Annotated in this window: 14 protein-coding genes and 1 riboswitch; of the genes, 8 read left to right on the top strand and 6 right to left on the bottom strand. The window is 52.5% G+C overall.

What is annotated here, in order from left to right; all coding sequences use genetic code 11:
• Window positions 1-107 precede the first annotated feature (107 nt).
• The 3 genes from ACG1VR_RS07615 to yegS all read left to right on the top strand — a co-directional run bounded on the left by ACG1VR_RS07615 (window position 108) and on the right by yegS (window position 3,645).
• Window positions 108-365, top strand: a complete 258-nt coding sequence (locus ACG1VR_RS07615; protein WP_395490596.1) for a hypothetical protein — start codon at window positions 108-110, stop codon at window positions 363-365.
• 129 nt (window positions 366-494) lie between these two features.
• Window positions 495-1,856 (top strand): tRNA 5-hydroxyuridine modification protein YegQ, encoded by a 1,362-nt coding sequence (gene yegQ / locus ACG1VR_RS07610; RefSeq protein ID WP_016537265.1) that lies wholly within the window; start codon window positions 495-497, stop codon window positions 1,854-1,856.
• A gap of 889 nt (window positions 1,857-2,745) precedes the next feature.
• On the top strand, window positions 2,746-3,645 hold the full coding sequence (gene yegS, locus ACG1VR_RS07605) for a lipid kinase YegS (RefSeq protein ID WP_395490595.1): 900 nt from the start codon (window positions 2,746-2,748) through the stop codon (window positions 3,643-3,645).
• A gap of 40 nt (window positions 3,646-3,685) precedes the next feature.
• On the opposite strand, the gene fbaB is transcribed toward yegS, so the two are convergent.
• The 3 genes from fbaB to thiM form a co-directional block, all read right to left on the bottom strand.
• Entirely contained in the window at window positions 3,686-4,738 is a 1,053-nt protein-coding gene (fbaB, locus tag ACG1VR_RS07600) for a class I fructose-bisphosphate aldolase (protein WP_216376141.1), read from the bottom strand.
• Between the two features lie 168 nt (window positions 4,739-4,906).
• Complete coding sequence (gene thiD / locus ACG1VR_RS07595; RefSeq protein WP_016537269.1) at window positions 4,907-5,707, bottom strand: bifunctional hydroxymethylpyrimidine kinase/phosphomethylpyrimidine kinase; 801 nt, start codon at window positions 5,705-5,707, stop codon at window positions 4,907-4,909.
• The gene (gene thiM / locus ACG1VR_RS07590; protein WP_395490594.1) at window positions 5,704-6,492 is read right to left on the bottom strand and encodes a hydroxyethylthiazole kinase; all 789 of its coding nucleotides are present in this window, start codon (window positions 6,490-6,492) and stop codon (window positions 5,704-5,706) included. Before thiM ends, thiD begins: the two co-directional genes overlap by 4 nt.
• Before the next feature lie 38 nt (window positions 6,493-6,530).
• Window positions 6,531-6,627, bottom strand: a riboswitch (TPP riboswitch).
• Between the two features lie 227 nt (window positions 6,628-6,854).
• Here thiM and lpxO point away from each other — a divergent pair.
• On the top strand, window positions 6,855-7,757 hold the full coding sequence (lpxO, locus tag ACG1VR_RS07585; protein WP_279050539.1) for a lipid A hydroxylase LpxO: 903 nt from the start codon (window positions 6,855-6,857) through the stop codon (window positions 7,755-7,757).
• 43 nt (window positions 7,758-7,800) lie between these two features.
• Here the strand turns inward: lpxO and ACG1VR_RS07580 are convergent, their stop codons facing one another.
• Complete coding sequence (locus tag ACG1VR_RS07580; RefSeq protein WP_016537272.1) at window positions 7,801-8,205, bottom strand: DoxX family protein; 405 nt, start codon at window positions 8,203-8,205, stop codon at window positions 7,801-7,803.
• 42 nt (window positions 8,206-8,247) lie between these two features.
• On the bottom strand, window positions 8,248-8,931 hold the full coding sequence (locus tag ACG1VR_RS07575) for an FMN-dependent NADH-azoreductase (RefSeq protein ID WP_016537273.1): 684 nt from the start codon (window positions 8,929-8,931) through the stop codon (window positions 8,248-8,250).
• A 197-nt stretch (window positions 8,932-9,128) separates the two neighbouring features.
• Between ACG1VR_RS07575 and ACG1VR_RS07570 the strand changes: the two genes are divergently transcribed.
• The 4 genes from ACG1VR_RS07570 to ACG1VR_RS07555 all read left to right on the top strand — a co-directional run bounded on the left by ACG1VR_RS07570 (window position 9,129) and on the right by ACG1VR_RS07555 (window position 16,717).
• A complete protein-coding gene (locus ACG1VR_RS07570; protein ID WP_172569475.1) occupies window positions 9,129-10,055 on the top strand; it encodes a LysR family transcriptional regulator in 927 nt (308 codons plus the stop codon).
• Window positions 10,056-10,347: 292 nt separating this feature from the next.
• Window positions 10,348-13,068, top strand: coding sequence for a hypothetical protein (locus ACG1VR_RS07565; RefSeq protein WP_395490593.1), 2,721 nt, complete (start codon window positions 10,348-10,350; stop codon window positions 13,066-13,068).
• A 215-nt stretch (window positions 13,069-13,283) separates the two neighbouring features.
• Complete coding sequence (locus ACG1VR_RS07560; protein ID WP_395490592.1) at window positions 13,284-14,414, top strand: ABC transporter substrate-binding protein; 1,131 nt, start codon at window positions 13,284-13,286, stop codon at window positions 14,412-14,414.
• A gap of 167 nt (window positions 14,415-14,581) precedes the next feature.
• A complete protein-coding gene (locus ACG1VR_RS07555; protein ID WP_172569472.1) occupies window positions 14,582-16,717 on the top strand; it encodes a TonB-dependent siderophore receptor in 2,136 nt (711 codons plus the stop codon).
• 70 nt (window positions 16,718-16,787) lie between these two features.
• Here the strand turns inward: ACG1VR_RS07555 and ACG1VR_RS07550 are convergent, their stop codons facing one another.
• The gene (locus ACG1VR_RS07550; RefSeq protein WP_395490591.1) at window positions 16,788-18,218 is read right to left on the bottom strand and encodes a 6-phospho-beta-glucosidase; all 1,431 of its coding nucleotides are present in this window, start codon (window positions 18,216-18,218) and stop codon (window positions 16,788-16,790) included.
• Between the last annotated feature and the right edge of the window lies 1 nt (window position 18,219).

The raw sequence follows: 18,219 nt of genomic DNA, 5'->3' as shown, positions 1-18,219 counted from the left end.
GTTATGGGCGACTACTACTTTTAGTAACTGCCCTGCACGTCAAAAACACTCTACGATGGGTTATTAGCCGGCCTTGTTGACCGGCACTTCCCTTCAAGGAGTTCATCGTGGAAAAGTATGTTTTCTATAGCAAAGATATTGCCTTCAATATCTACCCGAAAACATCTCTCGGTGCAGAAGAGAAAAAGCAGCTGGCCGCCGACGGGTTTCAAAAAATCGGTTTCGAAACTCGGGCGGCGGATGAAGCCGAGGCGCTGGAAAACTTCATCGCTCACTTCAAAGAAAATACCGAGGCGTTAAAAGAATACACGGAGAACATTGCCTTCGCGTCGCTGCTTTTTGTCGGCATCCCGCTGATAGCCTGACTTAGCAAGAAGGTTTACTCCCCCGCCCCACGGCGCTACAATTCCCGCCCTTAAATTGTGGTAATCCACTCGACTTTAGCCGTTCCACCTGGTGGGGCGGTTCTGACCTGATATCAGAACGAGAAATTCATGTTTAAACCGGAACTCCTATCCCCGGCGGGAACGCTGAAAAATATGCGTTACGCTTTCGCCTATGGCGCAGATGCCGTGTACGCTGGCCAGCCTCGCTACTCGCTGCGCGTGCGCAACAACGAATTCAACCACGAGAACCTGCAGCTGGGCATTAATGAAGCCCACGCGCTGGGTAAAAAATTCTACGTGGTGGTTAACATCGCCCCGCATAACGCCAAACTGAAAACCTTTATTCGCGATCTCAAGCCGGTCATCGACATGGGGCCAGACGCCCTGATTATGTCCGATCCTGGGCTGATAATGATGGTGCGTGAAGCGTTCCCGGAGATGGACGTTCACCTCTCGGTGCAGGCCAACGCCGTCAACTGGGCCACAGTGAAATTCTGGAAACAGATGGGCCTGACGCGCGTCATCCTCTCCCGCGAGCTGTCGCTCGACGAAATTGCCGAAATCCGCGAGCAGGTTCCTGAGATGGAGCTGGAAATTTTTGTTCACGGCGCGCTGTGTATGGCCTACTCTGGCCGCTGCCTGCTCTCCGGCTATATCAACAAGCGCGACCCTAATCAGGGCACCTGCACCAACGCCTGCCGCTGGGAATATAAAGTTCAGGAAGGCAAAGAGGACGATATCGGCAATATCGTTCACGTTCACGAGCCGATTCCGGTACAAACCGTAGAGCCTACGCTCGGCGTCGGCGCGCCGACGGATAAAGTGTTTATGGTGGAAGAAGCCCAGCGCCCTGGCGAATACATGACCGCCTTTGAGGACGAGCACGGCACTTACATCATGAACTCGAAGGACCTGCGCGCCATCGAGCACGTAGAGCGCCTGACCAAAATGGGCGTACACTCGCTGAAAATCGAAGGGCGCACCAAGTCTTACTACTACTGCGCACGTACCGCTCAGGTTTATCGCCGCGCCATTGACGATGCCGCCGCGGGCAAGCCGTTCGACCCGACGCTGCTGCAAACGCTGGAAGGCCTGGCCCACCGCGGTTATACCGAAGGCTTCCTGCGTCGCCACACCCACGACAGCCACCAGAACTACGAATACGGCCATTCTATTTCTGAGCGCCAGCAGTTCGTCGGAGAATTCACCGGCGAGCGCCGCGGCGAGCTTGCTGCGGTGGCGGTAAAAAACAAATTCCTGTTTGGCGACAGCCTGGAAATGATGACCCCGCAGGGCAACATCACCTTCCAGCTGGATAAAATGGAAAACGGCAAGGCGGAACCGATTGAAGTGGCCCCGGGCGACGGTCATACCGTATGGATACCTGTACCCCAGGACATCGCGCTGGATTATGCGCTGCTGATGCGCAATCTGGCTGGTCAGACAACCCGTAAACCGCACGCTAACTAGTTAATTAAGGTTATTTTTTCGCGCTAAGATCATTCTTAGAAACCGATCACATACCGTTACACAAGATGACGTTATTATCCGCGAGCTGAAAAACATAACCGATAAATGCTAGCTGTACCAGGAACCACCTCCTTGGCCTGCGCAATCTCCCTTGCGCAGGCTTTCTTTTTTGTGAGCATAAATATTAAAGGCCACCGGCGGTAAACCGGTGGCCTTAGTTACGTTTCCAGGCTGCTTATGGCAAGCAAGCCAGAATCAGCTCGATAAAAGCAACAAGTGCTTTCAGAACGATGACAGCTACTTCAAGGAATGCTTTCATCCGTCTGCTCCAGTAACAGGAGCGCGATATCGCTGTTAAAGCCTTTGAATCGCCTGATTAACGGCGTCGCTTCATTGTTAGTGGAAACAGTACGCACTCTGGTTGAGGCTCTGAACCGACACCACTCGTAACCCAGCCAGGACTTGAACACATTTCCGCAAACCTTGCATAAGCGCAGAAATCCATTTCAATGGCCATAAACGCGAACAAGCTACACCAGAGATTAACCACACTAACAAAATGGATTATAGGGGTGGGAGATTAAAATTCAAACAATTAAGCCCGCTTGCAGACATAAAAAAACCCAACGGGTAAGGTTGGGTTTTTATCGCTCCACTTTGGTTGGTCGCCTCAGTAAGAACGCGTACTGCTTCCACTAACTGCTGTTATTTTATCTCCAACCGACTTCAATAGCAATTAATTGTACATATATCGCACTACCGCAACGATACTGAAAGCCTTCGCGTTCCTCTTAAACACACGCTTTTTTCTGCTGATTCAGCCAGTTCTTACTCCTCCGGCTCCGGTTTGCTCTACACTTTGATAATGCTCATTTTTCTGAGGTAAGTCATGGAGACATTTCCACTTTCACTTTTGGTATTAAACGGCAAGGGTGCCGGTGACCCGCTGCTGCGTGAAGCGGTGAAAACACTGCGCGAGGAAGGTTACACGCTGCATATCAGAGTGACCTGGGAGAAGGGCGACGCGGAACGTTATATCGAAGAAGGGCTGGAGCTCGGCGTGGATACCGTGGTGGCCGGAGGCGGCGACGGCACCATCAACGAAGTCGCTACCTGCCTCGCAAAACTCGCCCCTGACAGGCGCCCGGCTCTGGGTATTTTACCGCTCGGGACGGCCAACGACTTCGCCACCAGCGCGGGTATCCCGGAAGATCTTGAAAAAGCGCTGCGCCTGGCAATAGCTGGCAAAGCGGCGGATATTGATCTGGTACAGGTCAATGACCACGCCTTTTTCATCAACATGGCGACCGGTGGATTTGGCACCCGCATCACCACTGAAACGCCTGAAAAGCTGAAAGCGGCACTCGGCGGCGTCTCCTACTTCATTCACGGACTCATGCGTATGGATATGCTAAAGCCCGATCGCTGTGATATTCGTGGAGACAATTTTAGCTGGCAGGGCGACGCGCTGGTGATCGGCATCGGCAACGGGCGTCAGGCTGGCGGCGGCCAGCAGCTTTGCCCCGAGGCGCTGATCAACGACGGTTTGCTTGAACTGCGAATTTTTACCGGGGAAGATTTACTCCCGGCGCTGCTGACGACGTTAACGCGGCCGGAAGAAAAACCCAATGTGGTAGAAGCAAAATCGGCGTGGTTTGAAATTTCTGCTCCGCACGATATTACTTTTAATCTGGACGGAGAGCCGCTGAGCGGCAAGCGCTTCCGAATCGAAGTACATCCCGGCGCTCTGGCCTGCCGGTTACCGCCAAACTGCGCGCTATTGGGATAAAGAAAACTCAGCCGTACCGCGAAGGTACGGCTGTTCATTCTTACGCTATCGTCACTTTGCCGCTCAGATAGACATCCTGCACCGCATTGATCAGCTTCACGCCGTCGGCCATTGATTTCTTGAATGCTTTACGCCCCAGAATCAGACCCATGCCGCCCGCTCGTTTATTGATAACCGCCGTGCGAACCGCATCCGCGAGATCGGTTTCACCGCCCGCCGCACCGCCGGAGTTAATCAGCCCCGCGCGCCCCATATAGCAGTTTGCCAGTTGATAACGAACCAGGTCGATTGGGTTATCGGTGGTCAGTTTGCTGTAGACTTTCTCGTCAGTATAACCAAAGTTCACCGCTTTATAGCCGCCGTTGTTCTCGGCCATTTTCTGCTTCACGATGTCGGCCCCGATGGTTGCCGCAAGGTGGTTAGCCTGCCCGGTTAAGTCGGCGCTTACGTGGTAATCCACTCCGTCTTTTTTAAAGTCCGGGTTGCGCAGGTAGGCCCACAGTACGGTAACCAGCCCCAGTTCATGCGCGCGCTCAAAGGCGGCAGAAATCTCTTCTATCTGCCGGCGAGACTCGGGTGAACCAAAGTAAATCGTCGCCCCAACCGCTACGGCACCCATATTGAACGCCTGCTCAACGCTGGCATACAGCGTTTGGTCATAAGTCGTTGGGTAGCTAAGGGTTTCGTTGTGATTAAGCTTCACAAGGAAGGGGATGCGGTGCGCGTAGCGGCGTGAAACCGAGGCCAGCACGCCATAAGTTGAAGCCACGCAGTTACACCCGGCCTCAATGGCCAGCTCAACAATGTTTTTCGGATCAAAATAGAGTGGGTTCGCGGCGAAAGAAGCACCGGCGGAGTGCTCAACACCCTGATCGACAGGAAGAATAGAAAGGTAACCCGTTCCGGCAAGACGCCCGGTGTTGTACAGCGTCTGCATGTTTCGCAGCACCGCTGGCGGGCGATTATTGTCGACCATGACTCTGTCAACGTAGTCCGCACCGGGCAGGTAAAGCTGATCTGCCGGAATAGTCATACAACGATGCTGTAACAAGCCGTCGGCGTCTTTGCCAAGCAACTGCGCAATATCAGTCATAATACGCTCCCGTAACGGCGGCGGGCACCCTGCCCTCCGCGCAAGAAAAATCCCGGCCCACGCAGTCAAAAAATGTGGGCAGCCCTAATCCTGGTACCCGCAGCGCAGATTCGCCAGTTAAAGCGCACTTTTGCACCCTTTCCAGGAGTAAAGCCAGCATGACACCGGTTACCACCACTCATGGAAGTGATGCACCGGCCCAATGCCGTGCCCGACTTCCAGCGAATCCGCCTGCGCCAACGCTTTCGATAGCCATATTTTTGCCGCAGCCACGGTCTGCCCCCAATCATCATGGCGCGGACGCAGCGCGGCTAACGCGGCAGATAAAGTGCAGCCGGTGCCGTGGGTATTTTTGGTCTGAACGCGTGGCGCGGTAAAACGCTGAGCGTCGCCCCGGGTAAACAACCAGTCCGGGCTTTCCTCATCGTCAAGGTGGCCGCCTTTCATCAGTACCGCCTCGCAGCCCATACCCAGCAGCGCTTCGCCCTGCTCACGCATCTCTTTTTCAGTTCGGGCGTGGGGAGCGTCAAGCAGCGCGGCAGCCTCAGGAAGATTTGGCGTAATTAAAGCTACGCGGGGCAGCAGCCTACGGCGCAGGCTTTCCACCGCCGAAGGCGCCAGCAGCGCGTCTCCGCTTTTCGCCAGCATAACCGTATCCAGCACCACATTTTGCGCCTGATAAAATGCCAGCCGCTCCGCCACCGCCTCAACGATGTCGGCCTCTGCAAGCATGCCTATCTTGGTTGTATCTATGCGCACGTCGCTTAAAACCGAATCCAGCTGGGCGGCAACAAATTCTGGCTCGATACGGTAGACCGACTGCACGCCGCGAGTGTTTTGTGCCACCAGTGCCGTAATCACGCTGGTGCCATAGGCGCCGAGCGCCGAGAAGGTTTTAAGGTCGGCCTGAATACCCGCCCCGCCGCTTGGGTCGGTGCCTGCGATGGTTAAGGCGTTGATTCGTTTCATGCCAGCACCTCCGCATTCAGTTGGTAGAGCGCATCGAGAAACGCGGGCGTAAAACTACCCGGGCCACGGCTGACGGCGATAGCCTGCTCCCCCGCCAGTGACATAAACCGACATGCGCTGGCAACGTTTTCAAGCATTGAGCCGGGCAAAGCGCAGCAGGCTGCCACTACCGCCGACAGCGCACAGCCGGTGCCTACCACGCGCGTCATCAGCTCCCCGCCACCGCTCACCGCAATAATCCTTTCGCCGTCGGTGACGTAGTCTGTCTCCCCGGTTACGGCGACCACCGCCCCGGTTTGCCGCGCTAGTTTCTGCGCCGCAGGCAGCGCGGAAAGGGCATCGTCCGTGCTATCCACGCCGCGCCCGCCGGCCTGCTCACCCGCCAGCGCGAGGATTTCAGAGGCATTACCGCGTATTGCTGCGGGTTTCAGGGCGATAACTTCATGGGCAAAACGGGTGCGGAATGCTAATCCGCCTACCGCAACGGGATCGAGCACCCAGGGCGTACCCGCCTGGTTCGCGGCCTGGATAGCCGCCAGCATCGCGCCCTGCCGCTCAGAGGTCAGCGTACCGATGTTAATCAGTAATGCGCTTGCCAGCGGGCTGAACTGAGCGGCCTCTTCGGCCTCAATGACCATCGCAGGCGCGGCCCCCAACGCCAGCAGTACATTGGCGGTAAAAGTTTGCACAACATCGTTGGTCATACAGTGAACCAGCGGGGAATGATGGCGAAGATGAAGTAAAACGGACGCGGCGCTGGCGCCGGGTAGCAGGTCAGGTTGCATAAGGTTAAGGCTCCTGTCCGGCGTGAAAGAAGGGACGCCGGACAGGCATCTGACTTCCCTACGCTGGCATTATCCAGATCAGGTGGTACGGGTATTTCTCAGCCTTCACAAAGAAGGGCACCCCGAGTCATTTAAAATCAAAATGTTGTGATTAATACATTGTGTTAATCGCGTTCAGAATAATGCCAGCGGGCAAGCATTTAGACAAGCGCCAAACCTGTCCGGCGATTATTTACTTCGCTAAAACCACTGCTAAGCTGTATTCCTGCAACAGATGCGAATTTAGTGTTCAGGGTACTCTGAACCTTTATAAAGGTTCGGCTGGGAACGATAAAAAACACACAGCGGTCAGATAATAGAATATGAAATATATCATTTTGCTTATTCTCGTTATTTCAGTGGTCTACGTGCATTATCGCGGCCGGGTTCGCTTCCGCTTCTGGCGGCAGCTCTCCGATCATTCAACTTTTACCGCCCCGCTCAACGGCTTTATGTATCTGTTTTCCAGGGTGCCCAATACGCCTTATTTAAACGTGCAGACTTTCCCCGAGCTGGCAATTTTGCAGCAGAATTGGGATGTTATTCGCGAGGAAGGGATAAACCTGCAAAGGCTGGAGCAAATTAAAGCCGCAGAGAAATTCAGCGATGCCGGGTTTAACTCATTTTTTAAAACCGGCTGGAAGCGCTTCTATCTGAAGTGGTATGAAAACGCCCACCCATCCGCAAGCCAGCTTTGCCCGAAAACAACCGAGCTGCTGCGCGCCATTCCTTCGGTCAAGGCGGCGATGTTTGCCACCCTCCCGGACGGCAGCCGACTGCCTCGCCACCGCGATCCTTACGCAGGATCTCTGCGTTTTCATCTGGGTCTGGCAACGCCAAATGATGACCGCTGCTTTATCGAAGTGGACGGCAAACGCTACAGCTGGCGGGACGGCGAAGGCGTGCTGTTTGATGAAACCTATATTCACTACGCGGAAAATACCAGCGGCGAGAACCGCCTGATCCTGTTTTGCGATGTCGAAAGACCGATGCGCTACCGCTGGGCGCAGTGGGTCAACCACTGGCTGGGGCGTAATCTGATGAGCGCCGCCTCTGCGCCTAATGATGAAAACGATCGGATCGGGGGAATTAACCGGGCTTTCCGCTATATCTACCAGATTCGCATCGTTGGCAAGAAGCTGAAAAGCTGGAATAAGACGGTTTATTACATCGTCAAATGGATTTTGTTTGGCGGTATCGCGGTACTTATCTGGCGGGCGTTTTAATACGGATTGAGGCCTCTGTTGAAGAGGCCTCTGATAAAGCGAATTACCGCAGCTGACGGCGCAGGCGGCGCGTATCAAAGCTCAGTGAAGTTGCCCCCAGCGCGGAGATTTGCAGCAGCCCTGACGCGATCATCAGGTTCTTCAGGAAGTGCAGCACGGTGTTCTGGTCGGCAAAGTTGTGGTGGAAGAATACCGCCGTCGCCACGGTGAAGATTGCCAGTAACGCAGCAATCAAACGAGTGCGATAGCCCACCAGCAGCAACACGCCGCCTCCCACTTCAGCCGCCAGGGCGATAATGTACCCGAGCAACGGGAACGGCAGCCCTACCGAGGCAATATAGCCCTGCGTCGCCTCAGGCGCGGCAATCTTCCCAAGACCGCTGACGATAAAAATCGCGGCAATCACAATACGACCCACGGTCGCGAAGTTAGTAGCGTATCTGTCCATTCGGGTTTCTCGTTAAATTGATTTAAGGCGCGAGGTCAGTTATCAGGACAGCGCGGCAATCTGCTCTTTTGCCTCGGCAAGCGCCGCGTTTTTAACTTCATCACCGCGGCTTACGCCCTCGGCACGGATCACGGTCACATCGGTCAGGCCAATAAAACCAAGCACCGCTTTAAGATAGGTTTCCTGGTGTTCGAGGAATGCCGCCGGGCTGTCGCCTGTGTACTGGCCGCCTCGCGAGGAAGCGATAAATACCTTCTTGCCTTTTGGCAGCAGACCTTCCGGGCCGTTAGCGCCGTACTGGAAGGTGCGGCCCGCCACACAAACGCGGTCGATCCACGCTTTCAGCTGTGAAGGAATGGAGAAGTTGTACATCGGCACGCCGAGAACAATAACGTCAGCGGCAAACAAGTCGTCGATGTAAGCGCCGCCAACGGCCAGGTCGGCACCCAGTGCGGCATCGGTTACTTCTGCGCCCTGGAAGGCGGCGATGTGTTTATCGGAAAGATGCAGCGCTGGCGCTTCGACCAGGTCACGATAGATAACTGTCGCGTTGGGATGCAAGGTTTTCTGGCGAGCAACAATCTCGGCCGACAGCTGGCGGCTGACGGAGTAACCGCCAAGGATACTGGTATCAATATGCAGAATGGTCGACATGGTTTTAGCCTCCGGGCTGGAACTCTGAGTAGTGGATGAACGGGTAAAGAGCTTTTTCAGGGCAGTGAACATAGGCGCGCTCAATTCTTTGGCATTCGCTGAACATGGCTGCCACTATGCCACCGCCTTTTTCACCCGAATAGCCGTTATATTTCGATGCAATCCATCGCCTCAGCCGATGGATGAATTTACCAATGTCCGCGATGACAAAGTCAGGCGTTAGGGCTATATTCCGCTTCTCCCCCTGCCACAGCTAACAAGGCGCAACCATGCTGGACGGTATTTCGCTCGATCAACTCAGAACTTTCATTGCCGCCGTAGATGAGGGCAGCTTTTCTGCCGCAGCCCGCAAAATGTATCGGGCGCAGTCGGTTATAAGCGATCTGATTAGAGGACTTGAGGCGCAAATTGGCGTGCAGTTGTTCGACCGTTCGGGCCGTTATCCGAAGTTAACCGCAGAAGGGACCGTGCTGCTGGCCGATGCCCGGGGCATTGTCTCACGCGTTGATTTTATGAAAGCCCGGGCGCGCGGCATGTCTTCCGGGCTGGAGTCCGAGCTTTCGGTAGTCGTGGATGTTTTCTTCCCGCTGGAAGCTATCACCTCGGCGGCAAAAGCCTTCAGGGAACAGTTTCCGGGCACGCCGCTGCGACTGCTTGTCGAAGCCCTGGGCGGCGGCTATAAGCCGGTACTTAACGGCAGCGCGGGCATTGGTATTCTCGGCTCGCTGCCGGATATGCCCGACTCATTAACCGGCGAACGTCTGACCGGCGTTTCACTGGTGATGGTTGCCGCGCCCGAGCACCCGCTGGCGCAGATCAAAGGCATGGTGCCAAAAGCAGAACTGAGTAAACACGTTCAACTGGTGCTGACAGACCGCTCCGAACTTTCCAAAGGAAAAGAGTTTGGCGTGATGTCGCCTTCCACCTGGCGGCTGGGCGACCTTTTAGCCAAGCATGCATTTTTGCTGGACGGCCTGGGCTGGGGCAGTATGCCGTCGCACGTGGTGCAGCGAGATATTCAGGAAGGTCGGCTGGTTGAGCTGTCTATTGAGGATGTTCCGCCGGGCGGGCTGGCGCTGCCAATGTTTGGCGTTTACCCCATCGCTTCACCTCCAGGCCCCGCAGGACGTTGGCTGATAGAGCGGCTGAAAAATTTATGCCCGGCGAAGCTGGCCGCCAGGCAGAGCAGGAGCTAGCCGCTGATAGCTATAATTTAGCCGGTAGTCAGCGGTATTATTTATATCAGAGGGGAGCGGCTTATTCTCTATATACATCCCCACAACATTTATCATTCATTTTAATAGAATTTCATTAAAGACAATAAAAAATAGCCAACATATTAGCCACTCAATATTGATTGAGATCTTATTTGCTCTTAAAACTCTATGATCAAGTTCACGCGTTTATAACTCAATCATTATTTCAAAGTAATTTGCAATTACCCTCTCCTTCATTATCACTGAGGGAATAACCCCAACCGGAGGATAAATGCTAAACCTAACCCCTAATATTTACAGCGCAAACACACTTGCAAAAAATGACTATTTAATCCGACGCCATTCCTTTTCTGTAGGCGATGCAGTTACATTCACCGACAAGATAAAAGAGATACAAAACTCATCGACAACACCGATGCACGAAAAATTAAAGGAGGGCCTAACACTTACCAGCAATAACAAATCCACTCGGCATATGGCGAAAATAAAATACAACGAAACCTTAGCTAAAAATATCAGCTCAAAAAACTATGTATATTGTGGCATGGCAAAAATGCTACCCATAAATAGTTTAGGCATGTCTATTGACGATGAGGGTCACCTTGTATTAATCAAGGGAAAGCAATATGATTTATTTAAAGGCTTAGTCGTAAAAAACACTTCTGGTTATAAATACAAAACAGCACAGCTTATAAATGACAAGTGTGACATACGTTTTAAAGAGCTTTATATAAATGATGATGGGCTATTAATCGGCGTTGACAAAAAAACTGAAAAAAGCTATTCCATTGAAATATCCGCCCCTGAAACCAACATTAACACCAGCGAACAATTTGTTAACCTCAACTTTTCAGAACATAGAAAAAACAATAAAATTGATGAACTGGCATTTAAAACTGACGAAAACACTTCCTCTTCTTATTTTTGCAAAAATGGAAAGCTTTACCTGAAGTCTATTAAGAAAGAAAACAGCATAAAGGACTACTCTTTTATGCAATATGAAATAAAAATCCCTCTTCCGTTCGGATTTAGCGTAATAAGTATAAAAAAATCCATGGGCTTCCTGCAAATAAACACCAGCAATGGGAAAAAGGGAAGAGTATTTTTCATTAACCCCAAACACATATCAAACAGGAGGCTTTCAGTAAGTAGAATAAGCCATAAACCGCCACAGAATTTCTCATCACGTTTGGGCAATGACCCACATGAAAAGTACCACGCCGGTCTCCCGTTTACTTCAGACCGCAAAGCCAACTTCAGCAGCACGACGATCCCTCTCTTTTCTTCAATCGTCGATAATTTTAGAACTCATATAAAGCGTTCCAGGTCCTGTTCTGCGGAAGGTCTAAAGAAACGAACCCTGATCCATGCAGCAAAAGCTATTGATCCGGGCGTAAGCGGCATTTGCGCTACCGTCTCGGCAAAAATCAGGGCGGCCTCCGGGCTGCAAGGAAGCAAAGTCACTCGTAAAGGTGAATTATACGACCGCAATATCAATATATTAGGGTCACCGAATCACCCTTTATCCAGAGCGGTTGATAACGCTCTGGGTATTGAATCCAGGACGGAAACGTCAGAGTCGTTACTTCATCTGGCAAAACAAATAAAGCCCAAAGAGGCGATTCATCTGACCAGAACTGACAGAATCGCTGCATTTTTCGGTATATCCTCCGGCGGCATACCTTTCGCTCCCGGGTGGTTTGCTGGTGTGGTCGGTGAGCTATCAAACAGCCATAACTTGACGATTTCAAAAACAGACATGGGTAATATTAAGTTATCATTTAGCAACAGGCGTAAGTCTGCTGTCACTGGTCTGGCAGGGGGTGGGCAGGGCTTAGAAAAAACTATGCTTAGTGCAACCGGTCTAGATTTCATGACGATAATGCCTTTCGAGGCCAATGCTATAATGGCGGCGAAATGTATTTCTGGAAATGATTTTTCATTTGATCTGTCGGAAGATAACTTCTATAAGTTTGCCACGCAATTTTCCAACCCGCAAAAAAAATCAGAGATTAAGAATATAATTATTAATAAATCTGAGGCTGAAAAAATAAAGGAAAAAGAATTTGTTATTAAAATAGAAGCGAAAAGTGAACTCAGACTACAGGCAGGTGGAATGGCCAATGCCAGCACGTATATGGTTATGCCGCGTACCGCCGTTGGTGCCCGACTCGCTTTAGAGTTATTAAATATAAAGAGTAAAACATCAAAATCAGTAGTGGGTAAAGAGAATGAATTCTCGGCTAAGAAGAGCAACGTAAAGATCACAACACTCTCTCAGAATGCCAATTTGTTTGCTGAATGGAAAATCATGCCCGTTGCCATGTACGAGACAGAGAATGGAATGCATCTGTGCCAGCCATTACCCTTACTGGAGGAAAATAAGGCATTAGGTAAAGTCTACAGCAAGGATGGTCTGACTCTGGTTGACACCCAACAAACCAATAATAAAAAAATGGCATTAGATAATGTTTTTCACAACACAAAAAACATTAGCAGCGTAGAAAAAACCCCAATATTCATCACTCTTGATGGTAAGAAAAATCTCAAGAAAGTTCTTTCTCTGAAAAAAATGGCGATGGTGGATAAAAGAATAAGTCTGGTGAATGAAACAATCGATCATTTGAGAAAAACTTTACTCTCCCAGGAGAGAGATAGCCAAAATAAGGCTTGCGTGATCAATGTTGTGTCTCACTACGAGCTTATTCCCGGCACACCCCCAGCCTTACATGATTCAATCAACGTCAAATCCCCGGAAGGAGCGATACACAGTGCTGATGGGAAAAGATCCTATCGATTAAAAAAACTAGAATTTCGCCGGGTCAGTTCGTTGCTGCTAAAAAAATCAACAATCCCTTTGCCGATTTTGAGTTTCTCCAGCACCAACGGTATTACCTATGATCAACTCCTGGGCGAGATTGACTTTCAGTACAACAACAATGGCGATATATCGCCCGCCAGCGTGAGGCGCAAACTGGCTACGCTGTACTGATAGCCAGTAAACAAAGCGCGTGTGAATAGATAAAGCTCCGGTCTGGAGGACGGCGCTTTATTGCTCACTGAGTCCGTTAATCACCAGCACTAAATCCTGAGGTTCCACACGCGGCCGCATCCTGGCGCTCAGAAAAATTCCCGCAGCCCCGTTCCAAACGGTATGAGATCGATTATCATTCCCTTTCGAAATGTTCCCCGTTCTGAAGGTCATCCATGTTCACAGTGTTTACCGCCAAAGCTCGCTGGCTGCTTGCCGCCGTTGCATTACTGAGCTGCGCGGCCCAGGCTGCACCGATTGTAGTTACCGACGTCGCCGGGCGCGAAGTTACCCTGCCAGGCCCGGCAAAACGCGTGATGCTGGCCGATGCCCGCGCCCTGCTGGCGTTGAATATCATCCACCCGAAAGATCCTCTCCAGGACGTTATCGCCTGGGATAACTCGCTAAAAACCAAAGCGCCGGATCTGGCGGAGGCCTACGCGAGAAAATTCCCGCAGGTCAGCAAAATCACCATGTTTGAAAACCCCTACTACACCGACTTCAGCGTAGAAAAAGCGGTGAGCCTGCAGCCGGATTTAATCATTTTTGATATTGGCGTCCTGCCAAAACTTAAGAACAGCGGCGTGCTGGGCCAACTGGAAAAGGTAGGTATTCCGGTACTGATTATCGATTTCCGCCAGCAGCCGCTGACCAATACCCTGCCAAGCATCGAACTGCTGGGTAAAGTGTTTGATGAGCAGAAAAACGCCGATGCTTTTATTCAGTATTACCAGCAGCGCATGAACCTGGTGCGCGAGCGCGTTGCCACTCTGAAGCCGGAGCAGCGCCCGAGCGTGTTTATTGAACGTGCGGCAGGCATTCGCGGCGACGAATGCTGCCAGACCTTCGGCAAAGGTAGCTATGGGCAGTTTATTGATACCGCCGGCGGGAATAACATCGGCAGCAAGTTGTTCCCTGAAATGAGCGGCCAGGTGAACACCGAGCAGGTTATCACCAGCAATCCGGACTTCTACCTGATGACCGGTGCCGACTGGAACCGCGGCAACCGTTCGCCTCAGGCCGTGCCGCTGGGCTACGTTGCCGATAAAGCAGTTGCAGAGCAGAAGCTCAAAGCGCTGATGAACCGCACCGGAATCAACGTGCTTACGGCGGTAAAAGAGAAGCGTGTTATGGCGATTTACCACCAGTTCTACGACTCACCGCTGAACTATATCGCCGTGGAAACCATCGCCAAATTCCTGCACCCGGATTTGTTTAAAGATATCGACCCGCAGGCCGACATCGAACAGGTGCATAAACAGTTCACCGCCCTGGACTACTGCGGCGTGTTCTGGGTAACGCCTTAATCCAACCCGAGCCGGGTCTGAAATAAAGACTCGGCTTTCTTTGCTTACTTTTCGCCTTATCCCGAATTATTCCGCAACAAAACTATTTACTTGAAAATAATTATCATTAAGATTGTCATTTCCAAAAAAATAACATAACAGCAAACCCACGTTGTAAAGGAATGATGATGCGCCCCCTCTTTCGTGTCTCTCTCTTGGCCAGTGCGATAGCCTTTGCGTTACCGACGCTTGCCGCAGAACAAACTCAAACTGATAAAACCAAAACCGAGAAACCGGCTGATGACATTACCGTCGTCGGTAACTGGCTGGATAACCCGGACAACAGCACCGTACTGCTTAACCACCCGGGTGCCCGCTCGATCGTAACCGAGCAGCAGCTGCGCGAGCAGGGTTCCGAAACCGTCGCCGATGCGCTGAAGGGCATTCCTGGCGTTCAGGTTCGCGACAGCAACGGCACCGGCGGCAGCGATATTTCCCTCAACGTTGGCGTGCGCGGCCTGACTTCGCGCCTGTCTCCACGCTCCACCATTTTGATGGACGGCGTGCCGTTGGCAGTCGCCCCTTACGGCCAGCCTCAGCTTTCTATGGCTCCGCTGGGCATCGGCAATATTCAGTCCGTTGACGTGGTTCGCGGCGGCGGTGCGGTGCGTTACGGGCCGCAAAACGTCGGCGGCGTGATTAACTTCGTCACCCGCGACATTCCAAAAGATTTTGGCGGCACCGTTAGCGCTCAGACCCAGGGCGCAAGCCACGGCGGCCTGAAAACGCTGACCAGCGCCTCCGTCGGCGGCACGTCCGATAACGGTCTGGGTGCCGAGCTGCTGTACTCCGGCCTGCACGGCCAGGGCTACCGCGACAGCAACGACAATACCGACATCGACGACTTTATGCTGAAGACGAAGTACGCCTTCACCGAACGCGATGAACTCCAGGCTAACTTCCACTATTACGATGCTAAAGCAGGCATGCCGGGCGGCCTGACCAGCGCGCAATATGCGGCTAATCCGTTCCAGTCCACCCGCGCGTGGGATCAGTTTGAAGGCCGCCGCAAGGATATGTCCTTCAAATATAAGCACAGCGAAGATGACAAGCAGCTCGAAGTCCTGACCTACTTCACCGACAGCTATCGCGGCAGCGATATCGCGCAAAAGGTGGGTAACAAAGGCCTGTTCCAGATGGGCTCCTTCCCGCGCCATTACACCACCTGGGCTTTCGAACCTTCTTATTCACAGCTGTTCCGCTTCTGGGATATGTCTCATGAAGTCACCGTCGGTTATCGTTACCTGAACGAAACTGCGGATGAAAAAGCCTTCCGCTCGACCAGCTACAACCCGGACAAAACCTGGCAACAGCCTGATGCATCGACCTATTATCAGCACACTTACGGCGGCACGGCGGCAAACGCATTTTATATTGATGATGCCATCAACGTCGGCAACTGGACCATTACGCCGGGCATGCGCTATGAAAGCATCAAGACCCACATAAGCGACGACTTTAACAACATTAGCCGCGAGAAGAACTACAGCCAGCCGCTGCCTTCTATCAGCGTGATGTACCACCTGACGGATTCCTGGAATGTCTTCACCAACGCCAGCACCTCGTTTGGCAGCATGCAATACTTCCAGCTGACCAAAGGCGGCAACGGCAGCCAGCCTGCACCGGGCCTGACGCCGGAGAAAGCGCATACCTACGAAGTGGGTACCCGCTACGACGATACGGTAATCAAAGCCGAAGCAACGCTGTTCTACATCGACTTTGACGATCAGCTGCAATACATCAGCAACACCGTGGGCTGGACTAACCTTGGCGCAACCAAACACCAGGGGATTGAGCTGGCGCTTAACTACGATCTGAGCGAGCTGAACCGCGCGCTGGACGGCGTGAGCCTTTACACGACTTATACCTACACCAAAGCCACCAGCGACAACGGCGCCTTTGCGGATAAAGACCTGCCGTATTACTCGCGCCAGGTTTACACCGTGGGCACCCGCTATGCGACCGGAGACTGGGTGTGGAATCTGGACAGCTTTGCCCAGTCTAAGCAACGCTCTCCGGGTACCGGCGATACCTACATCACCGACGAAAGCGCGGACGGCCAGTACGGCAATATCGCGGGTTATATGGTGTGGAATATGCGCGGCGAATATGACTTCGGCCCGTCTCTGTCTCACCTGAAACTGGGCGCAGGGATTAAAAACCTGTTCGATCAGCGTTATTACACCCGCTCAAGCGACAACAACTCGGGCAAATACGTTGGTGAGCCGCGAACCTTCTTCGTACAGGGTTCTATCGCGTTCTGATAAACATCCTCACCCTCTCCTGACGGAGAGGGTTTTCCCCCATCCGCCTGGAGGGGGAAACAAAGGAGATTTACTCCAGATCTCCGCCGTTGCTGGCAATCACCTTCTTATACCAGTGGAATGACTTCTTCGGCGTACGCGCAAGCGTGCCTTTTCCTGCATCATCGCGGTCAACGTAGACGAAGCCGTAGCGCTTGCTCATCTCGCCGGTAGAAGCGGAAACCAGGTCAATACAGCCCCAGGAGGTATAGCCCATCACCGGGATGCCATCCTCAATTGCCTCGCCCATCGCCTTAATATGCTCACGCAGATAGCTAATGCGGTATTCGTCGTCAACTTCCCCCTTCGCATTTAGCTCGTCCTTCGCGCCCAGCCCGTTTTCCACCAGGAACAGCGGCTTCTGGTAACGGTCATACATCATATTCATGGTAATGCGCAGGCCAAGCGGGTCGATGCCCCAGCCCCATTCGCTGAAAGTAATATGCGGGTTCTTGAGCGACTTAATGATATTAGCCGGATTAGTATTCCCCTCGTTCATGTCTGCTGAAGCACAGCGCGAGGCGTAATAGCTGAAGGAGACGAAGTCTACGGTATTTTTCAGGATCTCCGCGTCGCCCGGCTCGATCACAATCTCAATACCTTTCTCACGGAACATGCGTCCGGCATAGGCCGGGTAAGCCCCACGAGCCTGAACATCAATAAAGAACAGGTTTTCACGATCTTTTTCCAGCGCAGCCCAAACATCCTCCGGCTTGCAGCTGTAAGGGTAGAAGTTGCCGCCCGCCAGCATGCAGCCGACCTGGTTTTCCGGATTAACTTCGTGGGCGATTTTGGTCACCAGGGCGCTGGCGACCAGTTCGTGGTGCGCGGCCTGGTACATCACCTGCTCTTTGTTATCGCCTTTCTCAAACACCAGCCCGGCCCCGGAAAACGGGCTGTGGAGCATGATGTTGATTTCGTTAAAGGTCAGCCAGTATTTCACCTGGCCGTTAAAAGCCTCAAAGCAGGTGCGGGCGTAGCGGCTGAAGAAATCCACCATTTTACGATTGCGCCATGAGCCGTATTCACGCACCAGATGCATCGGTACGTCGAAGTGACACAGGGTAACCAGCGGCTCAATATTGTACTTTTTACACTCGGCAAACAGCTCGCGGTAGAAAGCGATCCCTTGTTCATTTGGCGTAGCTTCATCGCCATTCGGGTAGAGACGGCTCCACGCGATAGAGGTGCGGAACACGGTGAAACCCATTTCGGCCATCAGGGCGATGTCTTCTTTATAGCGATGGTAAAAATCAATCGCCTGGTGGCTCGGATAAAATTCATCATCGCGCAGCTCAAAGCGTTTCTCCACGCCGAGCTTTACCCCAAGGCGGTTTTCACCATGAGGGATCATATCCACGGTGCTCAGCCCCTTTCCGCCTTCCTGATAAGCGCCTTCCGCCTGGTTAGCCGCTATTGCTCCGCCCCACAAAAATCCTTTTGGAAATGCTGTCTCTGCCATG

It is taken from the genome of Cedecea davisae, assembly GCF_044095835.1.
GTDB classification, from domain to species: domain Bacteria; phylum Pseudomonadota; class Gammaproteobacteria; order Enterobacterales; family Enterobacteriaceae; genus Cedecea; species Cedecea davisae.
This window is presented reverse-complemented; position numbering and strand designations above follow the sequence as displayed.